Source organism: Clostridium acetobutylicum ATCC 824, from assembly GCF_000008765.1.
GTDB lineage: Bacteria > Bacillota > Clostridia > Clostridiales > Clostridiaceae > Clostridium_S > Clostridium_S acetobutylicum.
The window spans coordinates 3,624,847-3,650,934 of the sequence record NC_003030.1; the positions used below are offsets into that span (position 1 = coordinate 3,624,847).

General features: G+C 32.3%; 18 protein-coding genes. 8 read left to right on the forward strand and 10 right to left on the reverse strand.

What is annotated here, in order from left to right:
- Nucleotides 1-111 precede the first annotated feature (111 nt).
- Nucleotides 112-2,619, forward strand: coding sequence for an alpha-L-arabinofuranosidase C-terminal domain-containing protein (locus CA_RS17670; RefSeq protein ID WP_010966706.1), 2,508 nt, complete (start codon nt 112-114; stop codon nt 2,617-2,619).
- A 68-nt stretch (nt 2,620-2,687) separates the two neighbouring features.
- Here CA_RS17670 and CA_RS17675 read toward each other — a convergent pair whose 3' ends face one another.
- The gene (locus CA_RS17675; protein WP_010966707.1) at nt 2,688-4,313 is read right to left on the reverse strand and encodes a M56 family metallopeptidase; all 1,626 of its coding nucleotides are present in this window, start codon (nt 4,311-4,313) and stop codon (nt 2,688-2,690) included.
- A gap of 14 nt (nt 4,314-4,327) precedes the next feature.
- Complete coding sequence (locus CA_RS17680) at nt 4,328-4,702, reverse strand: BlaI/MecI/CopY family transcriptional regulator (protein ID WP_010966708.1); 375 nt, start codon at nt 4,700-4,702, stop codon at nt 4,328-4,330.
- Nucleotides 4,703-4,976: 274 nt separating this feature from the next.
- On the opposite strand from CA_RS17680, the gene CA_RS17685 reads away from it, so the two are divergent.
- Entirely contained in the window at nt 4,977-5,846 is an 870-nt protein-coding gene (locus CA_RS17685; RefSeq protein WP_010966709.1) for an FUSC family protein, read from the forward strand.
- Between the two features lie 99 nt (nt 5,847-5,945).
- Here the strand turns inward: CA_RS17685 and CA_RS17690 are convergent, their stop codons facing one another.
- The 4 genes from CA_RS17690 to CA_RS17705 all read right to left on the reverse strand — a co-directional run bounded on the left by CA_RS17690 (nt 5,946) and on the right by CA_RS17705 (nt 14,733).
- Nucleotides 5,946-6,236 (reverse strand): hypothetical protein, encoded by a 291-nt coding sequence (locus CA_RS17690; protein ID WP_010966710.1) that lies wholly within the window; start codon nt 6,234-6,236, stop codon nt 5,946-5,948.
- 88 nt (nt 6,237-6,324) lie between these two features.
- Entirely contained in the window at nt 6,325-9,225 is a 2,901-nt protein-coding gene (locus CA_RS17695; RefSeq protein ID WP_014519070.1) for a DEAD/DEAH box helicase, read from the reverse strand.
- Between the two features lie 136 nt (nt 9,226-9,361).
- Entirely contained in the window at nt 9,362-13,720 is a 4,359-nt protein-coding gene (polC, locus tag CA_RS17700) for a DNA polymerase III subunit alpha (RefSeq protein WP_010966712.1), read from the reverse strand.
- A 185-nt stretch (nt 13,721-13,905) separates the two neighbouring features.
- Complete coding sequence (locus CA_RS17705; protein WP_010966713.1) at nt 13,906-14,733, reverse strand: MerR family transcriptional regulator; 828 nt, start codon at nt 14,731-14,733, stop codon at nt 13,906-13,908.
- A 91-nt stretch (nt 14,734-14,824) separates the two neighbouring features.
- Here CA_RS17705 and CA_RS17710 point away from each other — a divergent pair, with 91 nt between their 5' ends.
- Nucleotides 14,825-16,213 (forward strand): MATE family efflux transporter, encoded by a 1,389-nt coding sequence (locus CA_RS17710; RefSeq protein ID WP_010966714.1) that lies wholly within the window; start codon nt 14,825-14,827, stop codon nt 16,211-16,213.
- A 138-nt stretch (nt 16,214-16,351) separates the two neighbouring features.
- On the opposite strand, the gene CA_RS17715 is transcribed toward CA_RS17710, so the two are convergent.
- The 3 genes from CA_RS17715 to CA_RS17725 all read right to left on the reverse strand — a co-directional run bounded on the left by CA_RS17715 (nt 16,352) and on the right by CA_RS17725 (nt 18,504).
- Nucleotides 16,352-16,795, reverse strand: coding sequence for a GNAT family N-acetyltransferase (locus CA_RS17715; protein WP_010966715.1), 444 nt, complete (start codon nt 16,793-16,795; stop codon nt 16,352-16,354).
- A 9-nt stretch (nt 16,796-16,804) separates the two neighbouring features.
- Nucleotides 16,805-17,713: a PhzF family isomerase gene (locus CA_RS17720; RefSeq protein ID WP_010966716.1), complete on the reverse strand. Its 909-nt coding sequence runs from the start codon at nt 17,711-17,713 to the stop codon at nt 16,805-16,807.
- Between the two features lie 104 nt (nt 17,714-17,817).
- Nucleotides 17,818-18,504, reverse strand: a complete 687-nt coding sequence (locus CA_RS17725) for a DsbA family oxidoreductase (RefSeq protein ID WP_010966717.1) — start codon at nt 18,502-18,504, stop codon at nt 17,818-17,820.
- 132 nt (nt 18,505-18,636) lie between these two features.
- Here CA_RS17725 and CA_RS17730 point away from each other — a divergent pair, with 132 nt between their 5' ends.
- From CA_RS17730 to CA_RS17750, 5 genes are all read left to right on the forward strand, one after another.
- Nucleotides 18,637-19,209 (forward strand): SGNH/GDSL hydrolase family protein, encoded by a 573-nt coding sequence (locus tag CA_RS17730; RefSeq protein ID WP_010966718.1) that lies wholly within the window; start codon nt 18,637-18,639, stop codon nt 19,207-19,209.
- 16 nt (nt 19,210-19,225) lie between these two features.
- On the forward strand, nt 19,226-20,143 hold the full coding sequence (locus tag CA_RS17735; protein ID WP_010966719.1) for a tetratricopeptide repeat protein: 918 nt from the start codon (nt 19,226-19,228) through the stop codon (nt 20,141-20,143).
- A gap of 128 nt (nt 20,144-20,271) precedes the next feature.
- On the forward strand, nt 20,272-21,195 hold the full coding sequence (locus tag CA_RS17740) for a DUF2935 domain-containing protein (RefSeq protein WP_010966720.1): 924 nt from the start codon (nt 20,272-20,274) through the stop codon (nt 21,193-21,195).
- Nucleotides 21,196-21,410: 215 nt separating this feature from the next.
- The gene (locus CA_RS17745) at nt 21,411-22,787 is read left to right on the forward strand and encodes an MFS transporter (protein WP_010966721.1); all 1,377 of its coding nucleotides are present in this window, start codon (nt 21,411-21,413) and stop codon (nt 22,785-22,787) included.
- Nucleotides 22,784-24,385, forward strand: a complete 1,602-nt coding sequence (locus tag CA_RS17750) for a glycoside hydrolase family 43 protein (protein WP_010966722.1) — start codon at nt 22,784-22,786, stop codon at nt 24,383-24,385. The genes CA_RS17745 and CA_RS17750 overlap by 4 nt, the downstream gene beginning before the upstream one ends.
- A gap of 76 nt (nt 24,386-24,461) precedes the next feature.
- On the opposite strand, the gene CA_RS17755 is transcribed toward CA_RS17750, so the two are convergent.
- Nucleotides 24,462-25,829, reverse strand: a complete 1,368-nt coding sequence (locus tag CA_RS17755; protein ID WP_013913619.1) for an amino acid permease — start codon at nt 25,827-25,829, stop codon at nt 24,462-24,464.
- Nucleotides 25,830-26,088 lie beyond the last annotated feature (259 nt).

A 26,088-nucleotide genomic window follows, 5' to 3' on the forward strand; every position in this document is an offset into this window, starting at 1 on the left:
GTTACTATACACTTAAAGTATTGCTTGAAAATTAATACTGTTAAATTTTATTTTTATATTGTATAGGTACTTATAATTTAATGAGTCCTATTACATTAAAGGAGGATTATTATGAAAAAGAGATATCTTACAATTCTTATGTCAACTTTTCTTACAACTGGTGCTGTACTAAGTTACACAAGTCTTAGTGCAAAGGCAGCCCCTACTACTAATGATGATTATACTTTAAATATAAATACTGATAATAAATTATTTAATGAAAGTGACATGCTTACAGGTTTGTTTTTTGAAGATATAAACCACGGAGCAGACGGAGGATTATATTCTGAGCTACTACAAAATCAATCCTTTGAATTCAAAGATTCCCTATCTTCTTGGACTGTAGATAAAACGGGCTCAACTTCCTCAACTGCTGAAGTATGTACTTCTAAGCCTCTAAATAGCAACAATACTCACTATCTTGAATTAAATTGTCCGGATAATAACAGCAGTTTAAAACTAGTCAACAGCGGTTACAAAGGTATAACCGTAAATAACAATGCTAAATATGATTTTTATTTTTGGGCTCGCAATGTTGGAAAAGGAAATAAAGTAACCATTCAACTTGAAGACGAAAATGGAAATGCTATTTCTGAAGATAAAACCATAGGTAAAATAAATGGTCAATGGAGAAAATACGAAGGTCACTTAAGAGCCACAAAATCCACCTCCAACGCTAAACTTGCTGTATCCATAACGGGTGAGGCAAAAATGAATTTAGATATGGTTTCTCTTTTCCCACAGGACACCTGGAAAAATAGAAAATATGGCTTAAGAAAAGATTTAGTAGAGAGACTTAAGGATTTAAAACCTAGATTTTTAAGATTCCCTGGCGGATGCATAGTTGAAGGTAATAGCAAAGAGGAAATCTACAACTGGAAGGATACCATAGGTAACGTTGAAGAAAGAAAAGAAAACACAAATCTTTGGGGCTACAATCAATCATATGGACTAGGTTTTTACGAGTATTTTCAGTTATGTGAGGATATAGGCGCCACTCCAGTACCTGTTTTAAATTGCGGTATGACCTGCCAAGCAAGAGGTGTTAACGGAGTGCCAAATTATATGGCTCCAGTTGGTCCTGACCTTGATCCTTATATACAAAATGCGGTTGATTTAGTTGAATACGCTAATGGTGATGCTTCCACTTATTGGGGCAGAAAAAGAATAGAATCTGGTCACAAAAAACCATTCAATTTAAAATATATGGCCATAGGTAATGAACAATGGGGTCCTGAATATCACAAACGCTTTGAAGCCTTCCAAAAAGTTTTAAATCAAAAATGTCCTGGAATAACCTTGATATCAAATGCTGGTACAAGTCCATCAGGCTCAACCTTTGATGATAATTGGAACTGGATAAAAGAGAAAGCACCTAATACCGTAGTTGATGAGCATTATTACATGTCTCCTGATTGGTTCTTATCCAATACCAACAGATACGATAAGTACGATAGAAATAGTAATAAGGTATTTGTTGGTGAGTATGCATCTCAGAGCAATACCTTAAAATCCGCATTAGCTGAAGGCGCTTATCTTACTGGACTTGAAAGAAATTCAGATATTGTAAAAATGGCATCCTACGCACCGTTATTTGCCAAAGCAGACGATTATCAGTGGTCTCCTGATATGATTTGGTTTAATGGCAATACTAACTACGTAACTCCAAATTATAATGTTCAAAAATTATTCAGTACAAATTTAGGAACTCAAATTGTGAAGGGTGATCTTATAAAGCCTACGGCACACGTAAAAAATGACATTAAAGGCGGTGTACTCTTAGGGGCATGGTCAACTCAAGTTCAATATGATAACGTAAAAGTAACTGATAATACTACTGGAAAAGAAATCTTTAGCGACAGCTTCGATAATAATATTAATCAGTGGACTAGTGCCAGTGGAAATTGGGTTGTGAAAGACGGAAAACTAGAACTAGACCAAATAGCTGATAATTGCAGAATTTTAACCAAAGATAATACCTGGAGTAATTACACTTTAAGCGTTGATGCTAAAAAATTAAGTGGCAAAGAGGGTTTCCTTGTAGGCTTTGGCGCAAAAGATTCTTCAAACTTTTACTGGTATAACATAGGTGGTTGGGGAAATACAAAAACTGCTGTGGAAAAAGAAACTGATGGTAGTAAATCTACCGTTAGTGAAGCTGATGCAAAATACTCAACTGTAACTACTGGACAAGATTATAAAATAAAAATTGTTGTTGATGGCAATAAGGTAAGTTGTTATCTAAACGGACAACTTACTAACCAATTTACAGCACCAGAGAGAGACACTGATGTATACACTTCTACTAGTTATGATTCGAAAACAAATGAACTTATTGCCAAGGTTGTAAATGTTGCTGATGAGGATAGAAAAGTAAGAATTAATGTAAACGGAAGCAAAAATATCTCCTCAACTGCTAATGTTCAATATATAACTGGAAGTAGTGAAGATGATACCAATTCCTTCGATAAACCAGAAAATGTCTCAATTAAAACTAAGAAATTAAACAACATATCAAAGAACTTTGATTATGATGCTGATAAATATTCAGTATCTGTTATAAGAATTAAACTAAAATAGTTTGATTATGAAAAGGGCACTAGCCTCAAAGCTAGTTGCCCTTTTATTATATCTAAACGGCTTATATTTTAATTATTAGTATGTACAGTTCCATCCTTTGTAACATAATAAATACCTGCAGTTCCTGTACCACCATTTTTTCGCGCTGATATAACACCCAAACGAACCGTATACCCGTCAGTGTTAGTAAATACAGTAGCACCTATATCTCCATTAGAAAAGTTAGCGTAACCATCACCACCTTGACCCTCTGTAACAGAAGATATTTTATTATTTGAATCTTGTCCATAATTTATAACTGCAATTGCTGCTTGCCTAGGAGTACATTCACTTTGATTAGTTTTAGTATTATCACTAACTTTAGTATTAGCATTAGTCTTAGTATTATCGGTAGTTTTAGCAGCACTTATAGCTTTAGATTTACTGCTTCCATTATTGGGTAATGCTTTTCTATTCGCATTACTTTGTATTGATGCAGTTTGATTTTGCTTCTTCGTATTATTTTGTGCTACATTTACATTTGTACTAGTTGCTGCATTTGCTTGCTTTTCAACTGGCTTATTAGTTTCCTCACTTACGTTTCTAACTTTTTTATCTGTATCTTTTTTTGAAACAGCTGCTTTATTTATGATTTTTGTGTTTGCTTTTGTTTGATCTGTTTTATTGCTCGCTATGCCTAAGCTTTTTTCATTTGTTAAGATTCCTGCACCTACAACAGCCACTACTAATATTCCTACTATTGTTCCTGCTATTCTTCTCTTTTTAAATTTAGAAATCATAATTATTCTCCTTTTTATCTCCGATTTATTTACCATTGCAACTTCCCAAGGCTTTACATCAAAGTTTGAAATAATTGCTATCAAATTAATAATTGTTTTACCATATTCTTTACGTTCTCTACTTTTTATATAGCTTAATGCTTTAGCATCGCAAGCTATTTCAGAATCTTGTTTGAACTTTCTAAAGAAAAAGTACAATATTGGATTAAACCAATGGATAACATTCAATACTATGCTTATCCAATTTATAATAATGTCCTTATGCTTAAAATGTGAAAGTTCATGAATAATTACATATTTTATTTCTTCTTTTGTTAATTTATAAGCAATGTAATCTGGTATGAGTATACATGGCTTAATAAGACCAGTTATGCATGGAGTATTCACACTTTTAGATTTTTTTATCTGTATATTACGTTTTATTTTCATTTCCTTCTTACATTCTTCTAAAAGGTCACAAATTTCAACTTCTCTATACTCAGGTTCTTTTCTAACCTTAGAATAGAAAATCAAATATACATAAATCAAATACAGAACACCGATTACTATCCCAACAATCCATACTAAACTTAATATTTTTAATATATCTTGCTTTTTATCTTTAATAAAATCAGTATTACTATTAACTTTTGTGTAACTAGTAGCCTTATCACTTATGATTTGTGCATTATTTGAATTTATAATACTTTTAGAAACACCTCTATTAATATTAACAGTATTATATATACTTACTGGACTACTTAAGGAGTATGGCAATATCAATCTAATTACAACAATAAACCAAATATAATAATGCCAAATCGGACTCATTCTATTTTTTAAAACTAATTTTATAACCCATATAATAAGGACTCCTACTGTTGCCATAATAGACAACTTAAGTGTCTCAAGAAATAAAGAAAAAATTATATGCATGCCTATCAATTCCTCTACTTCATATTTTCATCTAGTATTTTTTTTAATTCTAATATCTCGTTTTTATTTAGCTTTTGTTTTTTCAAAAAATTTGAAACAAACAAGTTAACAGAACCGTGGTATATTTTATTTATAAATGATTCTGTTTCTAAATTCATCATCTCATCTTCTGTGACTAATGGTGAGTACTTGTAATGTTTCGTATCTTTTATTGTACTAACGACACCCTTTTTTACAAGCCTAGATATAAGTGTATGAACTGTCTTTGGACTCCACTCACACTCCTCATTAAGCCCTTCTACAATTTCAGAAAAAGTAGCAGGATAATGTTTCCATAAGGCTTGCATAACACTCCATTCAGCATCTGATATTTTAACTGGACTTTTCAAATAACTCCACTCCTTTCACCTACAAATGTAATCCACATTTATAGACTACACTTGTAGTCCTATTTTGTCAATACAAAAAATAAATATTTTTCCTCTAAAGGATTATTATCCTAAACTAAACTTATTACTTTTAATATTTTATAAATATTTATAAAACTGGAATGTTACTATGAAAATTTCATGATAGATATGATTTTGCATTAAATATGCATACTTTTTTCTAAAAAAGCTAAAATATGATACATAAACATAACATTTATAGGATGGTGATTACATGTGGTTAGGCAACAAAGCTTTAAGAGCTGGTATTTCAGCCTCTCTGTGTATGCTTGCCTCAAAGTTACTTAAACTAAAATATCCTTTTTTTGCTGTCCTTCCTGCTGTCATTCCTCTGTCAACTAATCTTGAAGATACTATAAAATCCAGCGGAAATAGATTGATGGGGAGTGCTATAGGCGCCATAGCTGGTATTCTACTCGCTTCATCCTTTTATACTTCAAATGCTGTGTTAACCGGAATTGGTATAGTAATAATCATATATATCTGTAGATTTATTAACTGGGAAAACTCTGCTTCTATAGCTTGTCTGCTTTTTATATCTGTAATGTCTGGAATTAAGGGAGATACTGTTTTAACCTACAGCCTTCACAGACTCCTTGATACCTTTATTGGAATTGCTATTGCAGCCACAGTGAATAATCTTGTGTTTTCATTAACTGCTTACTCTAGTTTTAGAAAAAACACAAAAATTATATACGATAACCTTTTACGAGGAGTTCAGTCTAAAATTTTTTCTAATATTGATTTTGAAATAGAAGACTTATATAGCGAAATAAATAATCTTCACGGACTATTAAAAATCTACAGAGATGAGATTCATTTTAAAAAAAGCAAAGATTTTAAATTAAAACAAATGAATCTGATTTATGAAAATATAAGACGAGGCTTGATGGAGCTCAATATAATCAATTCCATGGAGCAAACTAGCTTACCTAACAATGAAAATATGAATAGATTAAATAAAGTTTTAGGAACACAAAAACCATATAAGGAATGTGCTGCTTCAAAGATTAATACCGTATATAATTATCACCTTGAAAAATTAATAAAAAGTATAGAAATAATCCACAAGGAGTGCGTCTAACTATCTCTTGATTGTGGATTATTTAATAAATTTGTGAATACACCCTTTTGTAATTTTATTTTCTAAGATTCTTGATAATCAATTTTAAAGCTATATATGCTAGTATAATGGTGCCATTGGTTTAGCTTTAAGGCAAACATCTACAACCTTAGCTACATAGTCATCATATCCTGACTTTGCCAAAACTATAATAGGCTGTCTTTCTCCTTGTATTTCAATTTTATATGCTTCTGCTTCATCTCTATCTAATTCATTAGCTCTAGTAACCTTCAATTTGCTTCTATCTATATTGGCAAAACTCTCAAATATATCTATAACTCTATTTTCTAAATCACCTGTTGGACATTCAAGTTCACTAATTCTATTAATCGCCTCTTCAATTTTATTCATTGTATTATCCTCCTATAGATTAGTTCTACTCAATATTATGTCCTTTTATTTTTCTATTAATTCTATAGGTAACTGGACTAGTAAAAAACTACTCCCTATCAAATAGTTCAATTAGTTCTTCCTTTGATAGACTTCCAAGTAATTTACTATTTTGAAGTTCCCCAGTTATAACATTATCTATTAATTCTTTTTTATCCTCTTGAAGTAAAATAATTTTTTCTTCAATAGTTCCTTTAGCCACAAGCTTAATTACCTCTACTACATTTTTTTGTCCAATTCTATGTGCTCTATCAGTAGCCTGATTTTCAACCGCAGGATTCCACCATGGATCAAAATGAATAACTAAGTTTGCTGAAGTTAAATTAAGACCTGTACCTCCAGCCTTAAGAGAAATTAAAAACACTTTTATAGCGTTATTAGAGTTAAAGTCATTTACCATATTAATTCTATCTTGAGGTTTTGTGCTCCCATCTAAATGAAAGAATTTAATTTTCTCTTTTCTTAAACACTCCTCAATTTTATAAAGTGCAGATGTAAATTGTGAAAATAAAAGTACCTTTCCTTCATGTCCTCTAATAATTTCAAGCGCTGTCTTAAGTTTCCCACTCCCTCCATTGTAGTCCTCTAAAATAAGCGAAGGGTCTAAACATATTTGTCTCAACCTTGTTAAATATGAAAATATCTGAACTCTTCCATCTTTATGATTTTTCATCATTGCTTTCACACTTTTTATATATTCAGCATATACTATTCTCTGCGCTGATGTCATTTCAACTATGAACTTCTTTTCTATTTTGTCTGGCAACTCCGCTACTACTTCTTTTTTAGTTCTTCTTAAAATAAATGGTGCTATTAGAAGCTTAAGACTTTCTAAATTATCTTCTTCTCCAAAAACAAACTTTTCCTCGAATTTTTCACGAGAATACAAATATCCTGGCATTAAAAAATCAAATATAGACCAAAGTTCTGTTAAGTTATTTTCAATAGGAGTTCCCGTTAAGGCAAACCTTGTATATGCCTTTATTCTCTTTATAACTATTGTGTTTTTAGCAGAAGGATTCTTTATATTTTGTGCTTCATCAATAATACAATAATCAAAGATAACATTTTTGTATTTATGTATATCCATTCTTAAAGTCCCATAACTAGTAAGTATTATGTCGTACTCATCCATATCGTAGGTTCTTTTTGGTCCATGGACTATTAAAACCCTTAACTCAGGTGCAAACCTCAGTATTTCTTCCTTCCAGTTATAAATCAAAGAAGTTGGACATACAATTAAAGCTTTTTTACTTTTTTCTGATAATAGAAATGCTATAGTTTGTATTGTTTTTCCAAGCCCCATTTCATCAGCTAATATTCCACCAAAGCCTAATTCACTTAAGGTTTTAAACCACTTAAACCCTTTAATTTGGTATTCTCTAAGTTTTCCCTTAAATCCTTTAGGTATAGCTATTTCTCTGTTGTTTATACTGGACAGTTTATCTTCTATTGCTTTAATATCAGCGTAACCATTTACAGCTTTAAATTCTCCATCTTTTATAGTTTTATATAAAAATAAAGCCTTTCCTTCTTCTAATTTTATATGTCCATATTCTTCATTGTCACTCATTCTCAACGCTTCTAGCGTATTAAAAAAGCCTCTTATACTACTATCCTCAAAATCCAAAAAATTGTTTTCTTTAGTTTTGTAGAACTTTTTTTTATTTTTATAAGCTTTAAAGGCATGCTCTAGCTCTTTTTCCGTCATATTTCCTATACTATAAGAAAAATCATAATATCCATCTCTCTTATAAAAATCGCCTTTAATAGACTCAAATTTATATACCTTTAAATCCTCAAGCTCTTTTCCCATGGTAACCTTACCCAATGAACAAATGCTGTCTTGACTTCTTTTTAATATGTTAAGCAGCTCTTTATCCTTACCTGTAAACATAAATCTATTTCCATGCTTAACAAAACTATTTCTTTCAATTTTCATAATAAGCTTTTCTTCTTCTTTGTAATCTCTTAAGACACTATTCTTCTTATTTAATATATTAATTTTTATATTTCCATACTTTAAAAGTACATCACAATAAATTTTATCCTTTTCCTCATATACAAAAAACTCATACTTTAACATGGTGGCTGCAAATTTTTTTAGTTCTTCATCAATATTAATATCTTGAGAAATACTGCTTAAGTGCGAGACTAATTTTATATAATTATCTATATCTTTTCTATATGCAATCTGTTTATTATTCTCTAATTTATGATGTATATCAATGTATTTTTCAATTTGACGCTCTGAAGGCAAATAAAGCTCATCTTTGAAGTAGAAAACATCATTATTCGGACTTAAAGAAATTGGAAGTTTTTTATGAGTTGTTACAACTATAGAGTTATTCTTTTCTTTTAGATTAAAGGTTAGTGGCAAATCTTTATTAAAAATTGGCACTACAAATTCTATATAATCAAACTTAAACTTAATCTTTTTACTTTCTACTTGTTTCAAAAACTCTCTTAAATCATTAGGCTCGATTATACGATTTTCTCCTCTAAAACCACTTTGCAATTCATAGTACACAAAATTCTTTTCCTTTTTCCTAATAAGCTTAAATGCACTTTCACCACCAGGCTCCTCATGCCTCTTTATAATTTTCTTTTCTGGAGCCTTTTTTCCCTTAGAAACAAGGCTAAGAAATTTATAGCTAGTAGCTACTATGTGACTGCATTTTAAGGTATATCCCTTTGATTTAAATTCCTTGAATTCATCACAGGAGCATTCCACCTCTAAACGCTTTGTTACCAAGTTTATTTTTATATGAGTATTAAATTCTAAGGGTTTAATTTTGTCTTTAACTCTACTATATATGTGATATGTATCATCTATTTTTTTGCCTTTAAAATAAGTAACTAAACCCATTTTTAATGCACTCTTTCCTTCTTCCTTCATAGCCTTAGATGCAGTTTCAAGTAATATTGCTTCAAGTTCATTTAATTTCAACCAATCACTCTCCTCTTGAATCTATAAGGTTTTCTTAGTCTCGAACCATATTATACCATAATGTAATTCTTGTGCCATAATTTAGTGTTTTATAAAAGCAAAGGAGAATCCAATTTTCAGGATTCTCCTCTAATACTTAAATCGCATCAAAAAAGCTTAATTGATCACTTTCAGGAAGTCCTTTTAAACAGCCAAACTTTCTAAGAGAATCTATGGCTGAATTTCCTATCTTAGCGCGCTTCTTTAAGTCCTGTATAGAACTTATAGGTTTTTCCTCCTGCATTGCATTATATATACCCTCTGCTGCAACATTTCCCATACCAGATATACTGTTTATAGGTGGTCTCAAGCCATCTTCCTCTACAAGAAACTTTGTAGCATGAGATTTATATATATCAATAGGAAGAAAATTAAAACCTCTCTCGTACATTTCTAAAACTATTTCTAAATCGTCATACATATCCTTATCTTTAGGTCCAGCCTCATTGCCCATCATTTGGATTTCCTTCATCTTCTGCTTTACTTTTTCTTTTCCAAAAATCATAAACTCTGCATCAAAAGCTTTTGCTCTGATACTAAAGTATGCTGCATAGTAAGCCTTAGGTATATGAACCTTAAACCAAGCTATTCTAAATGCCATCATTACGTAAGCTGCAGCATGGGCTTTAGGAAACATGTATTTTATCTTTCTACAAGAATCTATATACCATTCTGGCACCTCATGCTCTCTCATTAAAGCTTCATATTCTGCCCATTTTTTAGGATCCTTTAAAGCTTTTCCCTTACGTACAAGCTCCATTATTTTAAATGCAGTATTTGGTGGAAGTCCCTTTTTAATAAGATAAATCATTATATCATCTCTGGTACATACTGCTTCACTTAAAGTAACTATTCCTTGGTCAATTAAATCCTTGGCATTTCCTAGCCACACGTCAGTACCATGTGAAAGTCCTGATATGCATATAAGGTCAGAAAAAGTTTTTGGCATTGTATCCAAAAGCATTCCTCTTACAAACTTAGTACCAAACTCAGGAATACCAAATGTCCCCACTTTAGAGTTTATCTGCTCTGGTGTTACTCCCAGTGCTTTTGTTGATGAGAAAAGCGACATGGTCTCCTTATCATCCATAGGTATTTCGTGTGGGTTTATTCCTGTTATATCCTGAAGCATTCTTATAACCGTCGGATCATCGTGTCCTAGTATATCAAGCTTAAGTAAGTTCTGGTCAATTGAGTGATAGTCAAAATGTGTTGTTATAATATCAGAATTTGGATCATCGGCAGGATGCTGTACAGGGCAGAATTCAAAAATCTCTCTCCCTTTTGGCACAACTATAATACCTCCTGGATGCTGTCCAGTAGTTCTTTTTATACCTGTACATCCCCTTGAAATTCTTATTATCTCAGCTTTGTTTACTGGAATACTCTTTTCCTCGTAATATTTCTTAACATATCCAAAGGCTGTTTTCTCTGCTATTGTACCTATGGTTCCTGCTTTAAAGGTCGTTCCTTTTCCAAAGATAACCTCAGTATATCTATGTGCCTTTGCTTGATATTCTCCAGAGAAGTTTAAGTCTATATCCGGTTCCTTATCTCCATTAAAGCCTAGAAAGGTTTCAAACGGTATATCTATACCATCCTTAGTCAATGGCTCTCCACAAACCGGACATGTCTTATCTGGCAAGTCAAATCCATTTTTAACGCCGTAATCCGAAAAATCCGAGTACTTACATTTAGGACATCTATAATGTGGTGGCAGCGAGTTTACCTCTGTTATACCTGTCATATTCGCCACAAAAGAGGAACCAACAGATCCTCTAGAACCAACTAAATATCCATCTTCATTGGATTTCCACACCAATTTTTGAGCTATGATATACATTACAGAGAATCCGTTTTTTATAATTGATTCAAGTTCTTTGTCTAGTCTTTGCTGAACAATTTCAGGCAGTGGATCACCATATAGCTCATGAGCTTTTTCATAGGCAATATCCTTAATTGTCTGCTCACATCCATCTATATGTGGAGGACATTTCTCTGGTGAGATAGGGCTAATCTGTTCACACATATCTGATATCTTATTTGTATTTGTAACAACTACCTCATAAGCCTTTTCCCTTCCTAAGTATGAAAACTCCTGAAGCATCTCCTCCGTAGTTCTTAAATATAGCGGAGCCTGGTTATCTGCATCTTTAAAGCCTTGACCAGCTTCAAGTATACGTCTATAAATTTCATCCTCTGGATCTATGAAGTGTACATCGCCTGTCGCCACTACTGGTTTATTAAGCTTCTCACCCAGCTCTATAATTTTTCTATTAATGTCCTTTATAGCTTCTTTGTTTGGCACCTGACCATTTCTTATTAAATAATCGTCATTTCCCAAAGGCTGTATTTCTAAGTAATCATAATCTCTAGCAATGTCCTCAACTTCTTCATCTGGCTTTCCTAGAAGTATTGCTTGGAAAAGCTCACCTTCACTACAAGCACTTCCTAAAATAAGTCCTTCTGAGTATTTTTTATAAAGACTTTTTAGTATACGTGGTCTTTTATAAAAGTAGTTTAAATGAGAATATGATACTAGCTTATATAAATTCTTTAAACCAACATAATTCTTTGCTAATATTATTGCATGATAGGTTCTAAGCTTCTTATACTCCTCTTTTTTAGACTCTTCATCTACTGAATATATATCTACATCCTCAAGAGTCTTGGCTCCTCTTTCTTTTAATATTTCAAGCATTACCTTAAACACTTTAACAGTGGTATCCACATCGTCTAACGCCCTATGAGCAACCTCTACCTTTATGCCAAGGTTTTTAGCAATTCTCCCTAATTTATAACTCTTATACTGAGGAAAAACAGCTTGAGCTAAAGATAGTGTATCTAAGTATGTAAAGTCAAACTCATAACCTAGCACTTTTGCATTATGTTTTAAAAATCCTATATCAAAAGATGCATTGTGAGCAACCAAAACGCTTCCCTTAATAAATTCAAGCATCTTTGGAAAAACCTTATCTATTGTTTCCGCATTCTTAACCATGTCATCAGTTATATTTGTAACCTCTACAACCCTTGCCGGAATAGGTTTTTCAGGATTCACGAATAAGCTAAACTTATCTATTACCTTACCATTCTCATATTTCATAATTCCTATTTCAGTAATTTTTTCAGTTTTAGGAGAAAAGCCTGTAGTCTCCAAATCTAGTACACAATAAGTGGTATCAATACTTTGATCTTTAGCATTTGTTACAGACGGCTTCTTGTCAGGAGCTAGGTACGCTTCAACTCCATATATAATCTTCATATCAGGATTATCTCTTCCTAATAGTTTATGTGCCTCTGGAAATGCCTGAACAACACCATGGTCTGTTATAGCAATGGACTTCATTCCCCAGCTCATAGCCCTCTTAATTAAATCAGTAGCACTAGTCATAGCATCCATCTGACTCATTTTTGTATGCATATGAAGCTCTACTCTCTTCTCTTTCGCATTATCCTGCCTTTTAGCTCTTCTAATTCCCTCTGTTTCTAATATAACATTGGCAATCATCTCAACTTCTCCTGAGAACTTACTATAGCCAGCAATTCCTGAAAGCCTAACCCCCTTAGCCTTTTTAAGTCTAGAAATAACCTCTCCGTCTTCACCAGGCTTTAGGAAAGATTTACAGGTCATTGAACTTGATCCATCGTATAAATCAAAAGAAACTAAGGTCTTTCCACTTTTTAATTCCTTGGCTTCTATATTAGATATTTCACCTTCTATGGCAACTCTTCCTTCATCTGGTGTTATATCAGTAATTTTTATTACATTTTCTTTAAATTTAGCGTTTCTACCCAATATTAAGCGTGGATCTTTTTTACCCTTCGTTTCTTCCTTTGTATCTTCTCTTTTATATGTAGTTTCTTTAGGCGCTTTTGGAGCAGAACTATTACTTATACCTCCACTACCAATGGCCTCTTTAATCTGCTTCGAAATAGCAAGCATTTCCTGATCACGTGCCTCTTGTTGAAGCATCAATTCCTCACTTGTTATATCATCAACAAAATTTATATTATATGAAGTACCATAAAGAGTTTTTATAGCGTCCTGAAGATGTTTGTCGTACTTCATAGATTTAAAGAACTCCGCAGCTGCAATTTTAAAGTTGAAATTTATAGTATTATTCTCTACCTTACATTCGCTATTATTTATAACTGATTTTAGAACAGGGTGTTTATCTGACATTGAAAATATAATGTCTTTAATTTCATCCTCTATAGGCTTCTTGTCTGTTCCATCAACGTAATTTACCTCAATTACAGAATCATTTAACGCAAATCTCTTTCTTATAAATTCATTAAGCCGTTCAAATTCCTTTATTTCAATATATTTATCCGAGCTTATTTTCATTTCCAATCTCTTGCTCTTTTTCTTTAAAACTACCGATTCTACAACAGCACTATTTATATTACCATTTACCCCATAGTCACTAAAAATTTCATTTATTTTCTTCATGCTACTTTCTTTAACCTTCCCTCCAAAATTTTTAGTACTTTAATACTGTCAAAATATTAAATGCTTTACTAAGCTTTACAAATACATATCAGTTTCACCATATTATTATAATAGAAATGCTTAAGCTTTGTCATGTAGAAAAAATATACATACAGGCTTTTAGACTACAGATCAATTATAAAAAACTATACCTTACAAACTTGTATAGAAATTAACTTAAGATATTCATCACTGCTAACGCTAGTTAGTGTACTGAGCAAATCCACCTCATATGCATTTCCACATACCTCGTACCCTTGCTCTTTGATGTTTTCTATTAATCTCTTATATGAAAGATACATTGTATCATATGAACCCTTGTGATACGTTGATGCATAGATTCCGTCGGGTTTTTCAAATCTACTAACTATATGTCCTATAAAATCTTTAGGTATCCTTATTCCGAAATAAGATACATCTTTATAATCCTCAGATTTTAAGGCTTCCTTTGTAATTATACTGCAAATAGGATTTTGAAAATCAATTTGAAGTTCTTTGGATTTGTTACAAATTGAAATAAAGCTTTGCATATATGATTTTTCATCTTTACCATAACAAGGTTCTATCATATAGGCTTTTTTATCCTCATATGTGAATCTAACCTTTTCAAAATCTTTAACTCCCAATACCTGCTTAAGTAGTTTCGATCGTCCCTCTATTTTCTTTCTTATTCTATCCAACTTTTGAATTTCTAAGATAACTCTTTCCTGCTGCTTTCCAAGCATTTCTATACAGCCTTCTGCATTTCTGACACTTAAATATTCCTTTAAAGTATCTATGGGAACTCCTAAATTTCTAAAGGTTAAAATTGAATCTAATTCATCAGCTTGTTCCAAAGTATAGTATCTATAATGTTTTTCACCACGTTTTGCCGGCGAGATTAATCCTACCTTATCATAATAAATCACTGTTTGCTTTGTTACTCCAAGCATCTTAGCTAGCTCACCTGTAGATAAATATATTTTATTTTCCATTTTTCTTCATCCTCTTGACTATATAGTTACAATATCCCTTATTATATCAAATGTGAAATCTATGAACAATAATACAAGTATGGAGAATATAATGCTAAATGTTATAAAGAATATAAATCAAAGAAAAGATATGGTTATAAGTATCTTCGCGCTATCCTGGCCTTCTATCCTTGAGCAGCTCCTTGAAACTGCTGTACAATATGTAAGCTCTGCTATGGTTGGACAATTAGGTGCAGAAGCTTCTGCCGCAGTTGGCCTTACAACTACAGCAACCTGGCTTATAAACAGCCCTTCCTTTGCAATGGGTATAGGTGTTTTGTCATATATCTCCTTATCTATAGGAGCAAAGAAATTTAGAAGAGCAAAAATAGCGGCAGTTCAATCCATAATAATAACCCTTATACTTGGAATATTCATGGGAATAGGAACTTTAGCTATTAGTCCTTTTTTGCCTAAATGGCTGGGTGCAGCTCCAGAGATTCAAAGAAATGCCTCACTTTATTTTGGCATCATATGTATTCCTATGATATTCCGTGTTGCCATTATAGTTTTTGGCGCTGTTATTCGGTCTACAGGTGATATGAAAACACCTATGAAGGTTAACCTTATTATGAATTTAATCAATATTGTTTTAAATTTTATACTTATTTATGGAAAACAAACTATATCTATAGGGTCATTCAAGATAACTACCTATGGTGGCAATTTAGGTGTAGTTGGCTCTGCCATTGCTGCTGCTACAGCCTATACTGTAAGTGGTATTTTAATGTTTTTAGCACTTTATAAAAATAAAATAGTATCGCCTAAGGGTGAAAAGCTAAAATTAAATATTCCTATTATGCGAAGGTGTGTTAATGTGGGATTCCCTGTAACTATTGAGCGTGTAGCTACATCTTTAGGACAAGTGGTTTTTTCTTCACTAGTGACAAGGTTAGGTACTTTAGCTTTTGCTGCTCATTCCATTGCTATAACTGCTGAACAAGCCTTTTATATCCCTGGATATGGCATGGAGGCCACTGCTTCAACTCTTGCCGGAAACGCCTTAGGAGAAAAAAACGAAAAGAAATTAAATCAAATATCTGTAACAATAATCGGAATGGCAATTACTATAATGACCGTAACTGGAACTATTTTATTCTTATTCCCCGATTTTATGATGTCTCTATTTATAAAAGATCCAGTTGTCATTAAATCAGGCTCTTCGGTACTGCGCCTTGTAGCTATATCGGAGCCAGTGTTTGGAGCATTAATAATTTTAGAAGGAATATTTAATGGTGTAGGTGAAACAAAAACCCCAGTTCTAGTCTCAATATTATCTATGTGGGGTGTAAGAATTTTATCAACCTCTATATGCATATATGTATTTCATCTCGGATTAAAGTCAGTATGGATTTGCATGATAGCAGATAATGTCTTTCGATTTACAATACTATTTATCCGTTTTTTAAATGGAGCTTGGAAGAAAAAACTTAACTTATAAACAAAAGTCTACGTTCTTTAAATATTATAAGGTACGTAGACTTTTAATTAATCCATAATTTTTATATTTAAAAGCTATGTTAATAAATATAGTGTATACTAACGGAACTTTCTTCCAACAACTCCATTATTCAATGATTTATAAATCTATTTTCAAATAAACCATATCTATAAGTTGTATACCATCTTCAAAAATTGGATGATCATAGTTATCTATAAAAAAGTTTTTAACTCTATGTGAAATATGAAATCCACAGTTTTCATAGAATGGAATTGTTAAATGACTATCACCCGTGCCAACAATAATAGTTTTGCATTTGTCTTTATAATAAGCAAATATATATTTTACAAGTGCTTTACCATATCCTTTTCCCTGATACTTTTTATATGTAGCTATATTCTTTAACTCATATGTTGTACTATCTTTTTGCATTACCACACAGATACTTTTTAGATCATTATCATATAATGCAAACATTTCTCCATAGTCTAAATATTTATCAATCATATCTTCTTGTTCATCTGCTAATAGCAACAAGTCAAGAAATTGTTTTTTGTTGCTGAGAATTTTTTTAACTTTCATAATTTCACCTCAATTTAACACGAGTTCACTTTTAAATACTACAACTGCATTTCCAGAAATTTTAACCTCTACTGGTTCCTCCTTATCTACCCTTACCTCCACTTCAATTATGCCTTGCCTACCTATAGCTTCTCCCTGCTTAGCTTTAAATTTAAATATAGAATTATCATAGCAAGCAAGCTTATGATGAACAAGATATGCACCCAAAGGACCATTTGCATTCCCTGTTACAGGATCTTCATTTATCCCTATTGCAGGAGCAAACATCCTTCCATGTATTAAAATGTCACTATCCTCTGATGTAACTGCAAAAACATAATATCCGTTGCATTTAATAATTTTACTTAGCTTAGAAAGTACATCATAGTTAGGTTGTAATTTGTTTAATGTCTTCAAGCTTTTTATACCTATCATTACCTTAGAATGTCCTGTTGAAACAATTTGAATTTTATAGTTTTCTAGTAAATCACTTTTCTCTATATTAAGTGCTCTTAAAAGTTTTTCCTTTTTTTCTCCATCAATAACACTGCCGAACTCAATCTTACCCTGTGTCATAATAATTTTATAATCATCATTTTCCTTTATTACATCAACGGGTAAAATGCCTGCTCCTGTTTTATGATAAACTCTTGAAGTTTCTAAGTTGTTCTCTATAGCACGGGCATAATGAGCAGCTATAGTTGCATGTCCACAAATTGGGACTTCACTTGTTGGCGTAAAAAAGCGCACCCAAGCATCATACCTTTCATCCTTTGAAGAAAAAATAAATGCCGTTTCAGAGTTATTAAGCTCTCTTGCAATTTTTTGCATTTCATAGTCTGTTAAGCCATCTGCATTTGTTATCACACCCGCCGGATTTCCTGTAAACTTTTCTTTTGTAAATGAATCGATTTGATATAAATTATATTTCCTTATCATAATTTTCCCCCCCAAAGTCCTGCCTTTATATATTTTATATGTCAATTATAGTTTTGCTGAAATAATCATACAAGTAGGCACTTTTTAGTAACTTCCTATAAAATCTAAATATCACACTTTCCACCACTACAGCTTCCAGAGCTCGAATCGTTAACCTTCCCTTCTTTGTCAATCTTATAGAGTGCCTCTAGAAACACTTCAGCTGGTTGTGCACCTGATACTGCATATTTATCATCAAAAACAAAATACGGAACAGCGTCAATTCCAAGCTTAGAAGCATTTTTCTCGTCTTCTCTTACTTCTTCATTATATTGATTTGATTCTAAAATCCTTAAACTTTCATCTCTACTAATTCCAACTTCTTCCGCAAGATCAGCCAACACTTTATAATCAGATATATTTAAAGAATCCACAAAGTAGGCCTTAAATATTTTTTCTGATAACTCATTCATCTTGCCTTTAGTTTTTGCATACTGCGATAATCTGTGAGCATCAAAAGTATTTGTTGGGATTAATTTATTGAAATTATAGTTAAGTCCAATAGCTTCGGCCTGTAATACTATTTGATCATTTGATGCCTTAGCTTGTTCTACTGATATCTTATATTTCTTCGCAATAAGTTCATGAATGTTCTCACTATATTCCTTCTTAGCTGATGGATCTAGCTCAAAGCTTTTAAAACTTATTTCAACATCAGTTTTATATTCGAATTCATTTAACGCAATTTCTAGTCTCCTTTTGCCCATATAACAAAATGGACATACAAAATCGGACCAAACTTCTATTTTCATTTTTCTTCCTCCTTATAATTGAATACTTAATAAATTATATTTTTAACTTAATTTATCACTGCTATACTCATTACTAATTTTATTTTATATAAAAAAGATATGGTATACTTATATAAAAATGGAGGAAAACATATGAAATTAGTTTGTATTGGAGATAGCTTGACCTATGGCTACGGAGTTTCTAGCACCTCCTCATGGGTAGAGCTTTTAAAAGCACATTTTAGTATAAATGTAATAAATAAAGGCATAAACGGTGACACCACTTCAGGTATTCTTTCAAGATCCTACAGCGATATTGTAAAGGAAAAACCAAATTACGTAATTATAATGGCAGGAACAAATGATATGCTTATGGATTATTCCACTAAGTTAATTAAAGATAATATTGAATTATTATTAAAAGAAGCCAAGGAAAATAATATAACTCCCATATTAGCACTTCAGCCACCAGTAATATCCCCTCTTGCTAAAACTTATTGGGATTCTGAAATTGACTATGAAAAAGTAGCTATCAGTTTACTAGATTATATTCGTTGGGCTAAAGCTTATTGCATTAATAACAATATTGCATTTGTAAGCTTCAATATTGTCTTTATTAATAAAGACAATATTGAAGCTTTATACAATGATGGAATACACCCAAATTCTGAAGGCCACAAATTAATGTTTAATGAATTATCTAAAATTTTAAATAAAATAATTTAATAGGATGAGTGAGTTTATGAAGGATAATATACAAATTGATAAATATCTAAAAAAGGCAGAGGAAGCTTTTCTAGACAACAAACTAGTTAAGTCCTTAGATTACTACAATAAGGTTTACGAGCTTACAAATGGTGAAGATGTGGATACTATAATAAATCTCGCTTTAATATACGATTCTTTAGGTAAAGTAGAAAAAGCTGAAGAGTATTATAAAGAAGCCTTAAGCATAGATGATTATGAAGAGAGGGCTTACTATGGTCTAGCCACAATATATGATGAAAAAGAAGATTATGAGGAAGCTATAAAACTATACAATAAAGCCATTTATATAAATCCCAATTATCATAAGGCGTATTTTTTCCTAGCAAATGCTTATGATTTATCAGGTCAAAAAAATCTAGCAATAGAAACCTATGAAAAATTACTTAGTCTAGATGATATGGATTTTTGGTCTAATTTAAATTTAGGCTGTATATATGAAGAACAAAACAAAAATGATCTTGCATATAGATTGTTTTCAAAAGCTTTAAAAATCAATCCGAATAATCATCTAGCACTTTTTAATATGGGTGTAATTTGTTGTAAGTTTAATATGATAGAAAAAGCTATAAACTTCTATGAAAAATCAATCGAAAAGAACAAAAGTTATGAATACAGCTATTTAAATTTGGCAGTTATATATAAACATAGGGATACAGAAAAAGGTATACAAATACTATCTTCTGGAATTGAAAATTGTGAAAAAACACATTTTTTATATTATAACAGAAGCTGCTTTTATGCTTTAATTAACGAAAACAATAAGTCCTGTGAAGACATAATAACAGCCCTAAAATTATATCCAGAATTCTTGAAGTATGTTTTAGAAGATGAAGAATTAGAATCTGTACGTGAATTGAATTCTTTTAAAAGCTTTGCAGCTAAGCTCAACTAATCTCCTTTCCATCTACCTACTCTTAAAAAGTTTGTAACAGCAATTTAAACTACTGCATATTATGGATATAACGGTAAACTTTTATAATCCTTAGTTTGCCATTAACAATATTATAAGAGAGGTAAATAATGATATCCAATGAACAATATGTAAGACTTTCACTTGAATTAAACTTATTCTTTTTGAGAATCGTGAAGGAACATAACGTTATTGCTGGTGCTTCACTTCCTCCTAAGTATGCTCCTACTTTAATGGAAATACTTGCAGTTAATAAAAAGCTAGATATGTTACTTTCAAAAACAGTAGCTCTATCTAAAGGAAATATCAGCAGAGAAGCTATGAATTCATCTACTCTAATAACTCCGCTTACCCTTCCTTCTGAAAAAGTAACTAGTGCCCTAACCGGAGTACCTATTAATACTGCTATAACTTCGAAGGAAATAAGCCTAGGTTACCGAGACTATTATAGAACGGGAATTAATATGGTAACAGCTGTTTCTATTCTTAATAAAGCTATACTTCCACTAGTAAACTTTGTTATAAACTTTCAGGCAGGCCTTCTAAGCAAGATTATGTCCTGCAAAGCCTTTAGCTATACCTATCCTTCAAATATAGATCACGTAATAAGAGAAGCACGCGCATATGTTAATATGCTTAACATGCTTGAAAGAAAGCAAGAGATGGACACAACTCCACAAGGGATTATAAGACAGGAAATTTTCTGGAACGATATAATGGAAGATCATGCGGAGTTTATACGCGGATATCTAGATCCATCTCAAACTTCTCTATTTAATACTGCAAATAACTTTGTTAGAAGGTTTGATGATATTGAAAATGCTACCGAATCTCTTACCAATAACCCTTCTAACCTTAACAATATAACTAGGAACATCTATTCTCTTGTTACCGAATTTAGAAATTTCAAAAGCACAGCTACCAAGGGATTATTAGCTTGTAAAATCAAAGCAATAATGGCTCCTCTTCTTGCTGACCATGTAACTAGAGAAGCAAATTACTATTTAAGACTTCTTCGCAGCTTTACTTCTTAGCCTACACAAAGCTCATTTATGAATTTTATATACATAAATGAGCTTTAAATACTATCATCACAATTCTAAGGATACCTGATTTATTCTTTTTTATAGACTTAGGAAATTTTATAGTTCAAACTTTTTAAAGTGCTTTTTAAAAGTTATTGAAAAAGTTTGTATGCAATGATATAATTTAACATGTAAATAATTACAAAACACTAGAGGGGTTGATTATGATAGGAAGTTTTAAAATTAAAATGAGGGAAAAAATAGGCTATGCATCTGGAGATTTAGCAAGTAACTTGATATATCAAACCATTTCAATTTATTTGCTATTTTTCTATACTAACGTTTTCGGCTTATCTGCTGGTCAGGCCGGTGTAATGTTTCTTGTGGTAAGATTTATCGACGCAATTAATGACCCAATTATTGGAACTTTAGTCGACAAAACCAATACGCGTTTTGGAAGATTTAGACCATACTTATTATATGGAGCTGCTCCTTTTGCAGTTTTAGCTTTTCTGTGTTTTACCACTCCTAATTTTTCAGCAACAGGTAAATTAATTTACGCTTATGTTACTTACGTAGGCCTTTCAATTACTTATACTTGTATAAATGTTCCTTATGGTGCATTGACATCAGCTATTACAGATGATAATCAGGAAATTGTTAGCTTGACCTCAGTAAGAATGTTTTTTGCTAATCTAGGCGGTGTAATCGTTTCCTACTTTGTTCCTGTACTTTCGGCATATTTCACAAAATCATTTGGTCTTTCAGGTGGTTGGCAAATAACTATGAGTATTCTAGGTATAGCAGGTGCCTTCCTATTGCTATTTTGTTTTTCAAGTACTAAGGAAAGAGTAAAAAGCGTTAACCAAGATCATAAGATTAAATTCTCTGATCTCTTTGAACAATTCAAAACTAATAGACCTCTTATTGTATTAAGTATTTTCTTTGTACTGATATTTGGAATAAATTCAATTAATAGTTCAATAGGCATATATTACATTACCTATAACGTTGGTCGTGCTGACTTAGTACAATGGTATACGGTATTAGGGTCTCTCCCTGCATTTGTTTGTATACCACTAATACCAAAAATCAACAGAAAAATTGGAAAAAAGCCTTTATTAATTAGTTCTCTTTTAATAACAGTGCTTGGTACCTTATCTCTGTTAGTAATTCCAACTCATGCAGTAGCATTAATATTAGTTTCTCGTGTGATTACATCAATAGGTTCATTGACTGCCGGAGCATTTATGTGGTCATTAATTCCAGAAACAATTGAATATGGTGAATACACAACAGGAAAACGTTTAAGCGGCTTAATTTATGCTATTATCGGATTCTTTTTCAAGTGCGGAATGGCATTAGGCGGAGCTGTACCAGGAATAATACTCGGTAACTTTGGGTATGTAGCCAATAAAACCCAAACTCCTCATGCCCTAACGGGTATACTTCTAACTGCCACAGTCGTTCCTGCCGTACTCATGATATTAGCTTTAATAGATATTACCTTCTACAACTTAGATGATAAAAAATATAATCATATTATAGCTACTTTAAAAGAAAGAGCTAAATTAAATAGAGGGGAGAATTTAAATTTATGATTAAAAATCCAATTTTAAGAGGCTTCAATCCTGATCCAAGCATCTGTCGTGCTGACACCGATTATTACATTGCTACTTCAACCTTTGAATGGTTTCCTGGAGTTCAAATACATCATTCTAAGGATCTTGTTAACTGGCATCTTGTAGCACATCCTTTAAACAGAACTTCACTTTTAGATATGAAGGGTAATCCTAATTCAGGTGGGATATGGGCTCCTGATTTAAGTTATCATGACGGAAAATTTTGGCTCATATACACAGATGTAAAAGTAACTGATGGAATGTGGAAGGACTGTCACAACTATTTAACTACCTGTGAAAGTGTTGATGGTGTATGGAGCGATCCAATAACATTGAATGGTTCTGGTTTTGACGCCTCTTTATTCCATGATAATGATGGAAAGAAGTACCTTGTAAATATGTATTGGGATCAGAGAACTTACAATCATAATTTTTATGGAATTGTTCTTCAAGAGTATTCTGATAAAGAAAAGAAACTAATCGGTAAAGCTAAAATTATATATAAGGGCACTGATATTAAGTACACAGAAGGCCCTCATATTTATCATATTGGAGATTACTATTATCTATTTACTGCTGAAGGTGGCACAACCTATGAACATTCAGAAACAGTTGCACGTTCTAAAAATATAGATGGTCCTTACGAGATAGACCCTGAGTATCCTCTTTTAACTTCATGGCATGATCCACGAAACTCATTGCAAAAATGCGGTCATGCATCTCTTGTCCATACTCATACTGATGAATGGTACTTAGCCCATTTAGTAGGAAGACCTCTACCTGTTGGAAATCAACCAGTACTTGAACAAAGAGGCTACTGTCCACTTGGTCGCGAGACTTCTATACAAAGAATTGAATGGGTAGATAATTGGCCAAGAGTCGTTGGTGGTAAACAGGGGTCTGTTAATGTTGAAGCACCTAAAATTCCAGAAGTAAAGTGGGAGAAAACCTACGATGAAAAAGATAATTTCGACAGCGACAAATTAAATATTAACTTTCAATCCTTACGTATTCCTCTTACAGAAAATATAGCATCTTTAAAAGCCAAAAAAGGAAATTTGAGGTTATATGGTAAAGAATCTTTAACGTCAACCTTTACTCAAGCATTTATAGCAAGAAGATGGCAATCATTTAAATTTGATGCATCAACAAGTGTGTCATTTAGTCCTGATACTTTTCAGCAAGCAGCTGGATTAACCTGCTATTATAATACGGAAAATTGGTCTACTATACAGGTTACCTGGAATGAAGATAAAGGGCGTGTAATTGATATTGTTTGTTGTGATAATTTTCACTTTGATATGCCTTTAAAAAGCAATGTTATTCCAATTCCTAAAGATGTGGAGTATATTCACTTGAAAGTTGAAGTAAGAGTTGAAACATATCAGTACTCTTATTCTTTCGATGGGATAAACTGGTCAAAAGTTCCTGCTATTTTTGAATCGAGAAAGTTATCCGATGACTATGTACAAGGTGGCGGCTTTTTCACAGGAGCTTTTGTAGGAATTAACTGCATTGATATAACTGGAAATAATAAACCTGCTGACTTTGATTATTTTTGCTATAAAGAATTATAGATAAAACTCCTTAAACCGTAAAAATACCATACTGAAAATTAATTCAGCATGGTATTTTATTAAAATTATTGTTTTTTTACCTCTCTACATCAAGATCTACTTCTTTTAAGTCAACTACCTTTGTCTTGTGTTTAATCTTATATCCAATCCATAACGCAATAAATATTGGCAGTCCTATATAAGACGTTATTACTCCTGTCCAATCGATTTTATCAGCTTGGAAATAAGTAATTCCTTGACCTAAAATAACAACTACACATAAAGCTAATGCTATTACTGGTCCTATAGGAAATAACTTTGCCCTATAAATAAGCTTATTTAAATCACGTTTCTGAGCAACATATGCCTTACGAAATCTATAATGGCATACAGCTATACCTGCCCAAGCAAGGAAGCCTGCAAGTCCTGAAGCCGCAACAAGCCAAACATAAACAGTACTCTCAGCGTAAAGTCCAGTTAAGAAACATGCTGATGCTACGATAGTAGTTAATGCTAATGCATATACTGGAACACCTCTTGAATTAAGTTTCCCTAAGATTTTAGGTGCCTTTCCTTCTTTAGCCATTGCATAAAGCATTCTACTTGAGGCATACATACCTGAATTTCCACAGGATAGCACTGAAGTTAAAATTACTGCATTCATTATTGCTGCTGCAATTGGTATACCCGCTCTTTCAAATACCATTGTAAATGGACTTATCTTAACTCCTGCTTGTGTATAAGGAATTATCGCACTTACAACAAATATAGTTCCTAAATAGAAAATTAAAATTCTCCAGAATATCGTATTAATTGCTTTAGGTATGGACTTTTTAGGATTTTCACTTTCTCCAGCCGCAATACCAACAAGCTCCGTTCCCTGAAACGAGAAGCCTGCAATTAGAAATACCATAAAAATAGATTTTACGCCTCCAACAAACGGAGCATCTTTAATGGTAAAGTTTCTAAGTCCTATCTTATGTCCACCTATTATACCTAAAATTGTAGCAGTACCTACTATTAAGAATACAATTACAGTAATTACCTTAATTCCTGCAAACCAGTATTCAGATTCTCCGTACGCTTTTACAGATAACAAGTTAAGCGCAACTATTAATACAAGGAATAAAATGCTCCAGATAACAGCAGGAACACCTTTAAACCAAAACTTCATAGCCATTCCACCAGCCACCATTTCAGCTGCAACAGTAATAGCCCAGTTGTACCAATAATTCCAACCAAGTGCAAAACCTACGGATTCATCAACGAACTTCGAGGCATAGGTTTCAAATGAACCTGAAACTGGCATAAAAGTAGCCATTTCTCCTAACCCTGTCATTAAAAAATATACCATAACTCCTATACATGCGTATGCAACAAGTGCACCACCAGGACCTGCCTGATGAATTGTATCACCAAGTGCTATAAATATTCCTGTTCCTATGGCTCCACCCATAGCAATCATATTAAGATGCCTTGCTTTAAGGCTTCTTTTAACCTCATTTGAATTTGTTTCTTTTATAGTATCTATTTTTTCTTCCTCCTTATCGGTTATATTTCCGATAAGCGAACTAACTAAGTGAGATAAAAAATCAGATTGGCAGCACCGTTTGCCTTTTCACGTACTAGCAAATTAAAGGCAAGCTAAAGCATAAAATCTAAATGTAATTATTCGCATTTTATACTTTACTATAAATTAAAAAACGCCCTGAGACTACACTCAG

Coding starts and splice junctions, on each gene's coding strand:
- CA_RS17670 (WP_010966706.1), top strand. CDS start 112: ATGAAAAAGAGATATCTTACAATTCTTATGTCAACTTTTCTTACAACT.
- CA_RS17675 (WP_010966707.1), bottom strand. CDS start 4,313: ATGCATATAATTTTTTCTTTATTTCTTGAGACACTTAAGTTGTCTATT.
- CA_RS17685 (WP_010966709.1), top strand. CDS start 4,977: ATGTGGTTAGGCAACAAAGCTTTAAGAGCTGGTATTTCAGCCTCTCTG.
- CA_RS17690 (WP_010966710.1), bottom strand. CDS start 6,236: ATGAATAAAATTGAAGAGGCGATTAATAGAATTAGTGAACTTGAATGT.
- polC (WP_010966712.1), bottom strand. CDS start 13,720: ATGAAGAAAATAAATGAAATTTTTAGTGACTATGGGGTAAATGGTAAT.
- CA_RS17705 (WP_010966713.1), bottom strand. CDS start 14,733: ATGGAAAATAAAATATATTTATCTACAGGTGAGCTAGCTAAGATGCTT.
- CA_RS17710 (WP_010966714.1), top strand. CDS start 14,825: ATGCTAAATGTTATAAAGAATATAAATCAAAGAAAAGATATGGTTATA.
- CA_RS17715 (WP_010966715.1), bottom strand. CDS start 16,795: ATGAAAGTTAAAAAAATTCTCAGCAACAAAAAACAATTTCTTGACTTG.
- CA_RS17720 (WP_010966716.1), bottom strand. CDS start 17,713: ATGATAAGGAAATATAATTTATATCAAATCGATTCATTTACAAAAGAA.
- CA_RS17725 (WP_010966717.1), bottom strand. CDS start 18,504: ATGAAAATAGAAGTTTGGTCCGATTTTGTATGTCCATTTTGTTATATG.
- CA_RS17730 (WP_010966718.1), top strand. CDS start 18,637: ATGAAATTAGTTTGTATTGGAGATAGCTTGACCTATGGCTACGGAGTT.
- CA_RS17735 (WP_010966719.1), top strand. CDS start 19,226: ATGAAGGATAATATACAAATTGATAAATATCTAAAAAAGGCAGAGGAA.
- CA_RS17740 (WP_010966720.1), top strand. CDS start 20,272: ATGATATCCAATGAACAATATGTAAGACTTTCACTTGAATTAAACTTA.
- CA_RS17745 (WP_010966721.1), top strand. CDS start 21,411: ATGATAGGAAGTTTTAAAATTAAAATGAGGGAAAAAATAGGCTATGCA.
- CA_RS17750 (WP_010966722.1), top strand. CDS start 22,784: ATGATTAAAAATCCAATTTTAAGAGGCTTCAATCCTGATCCAAGCATC.
- CA_RS17755 (WP_013913619.1), bottom strand. CDS start 25,829: ATGATTGCTATGGGTGGAGCCATAGGAACAGGAATATTTATAGCACTT.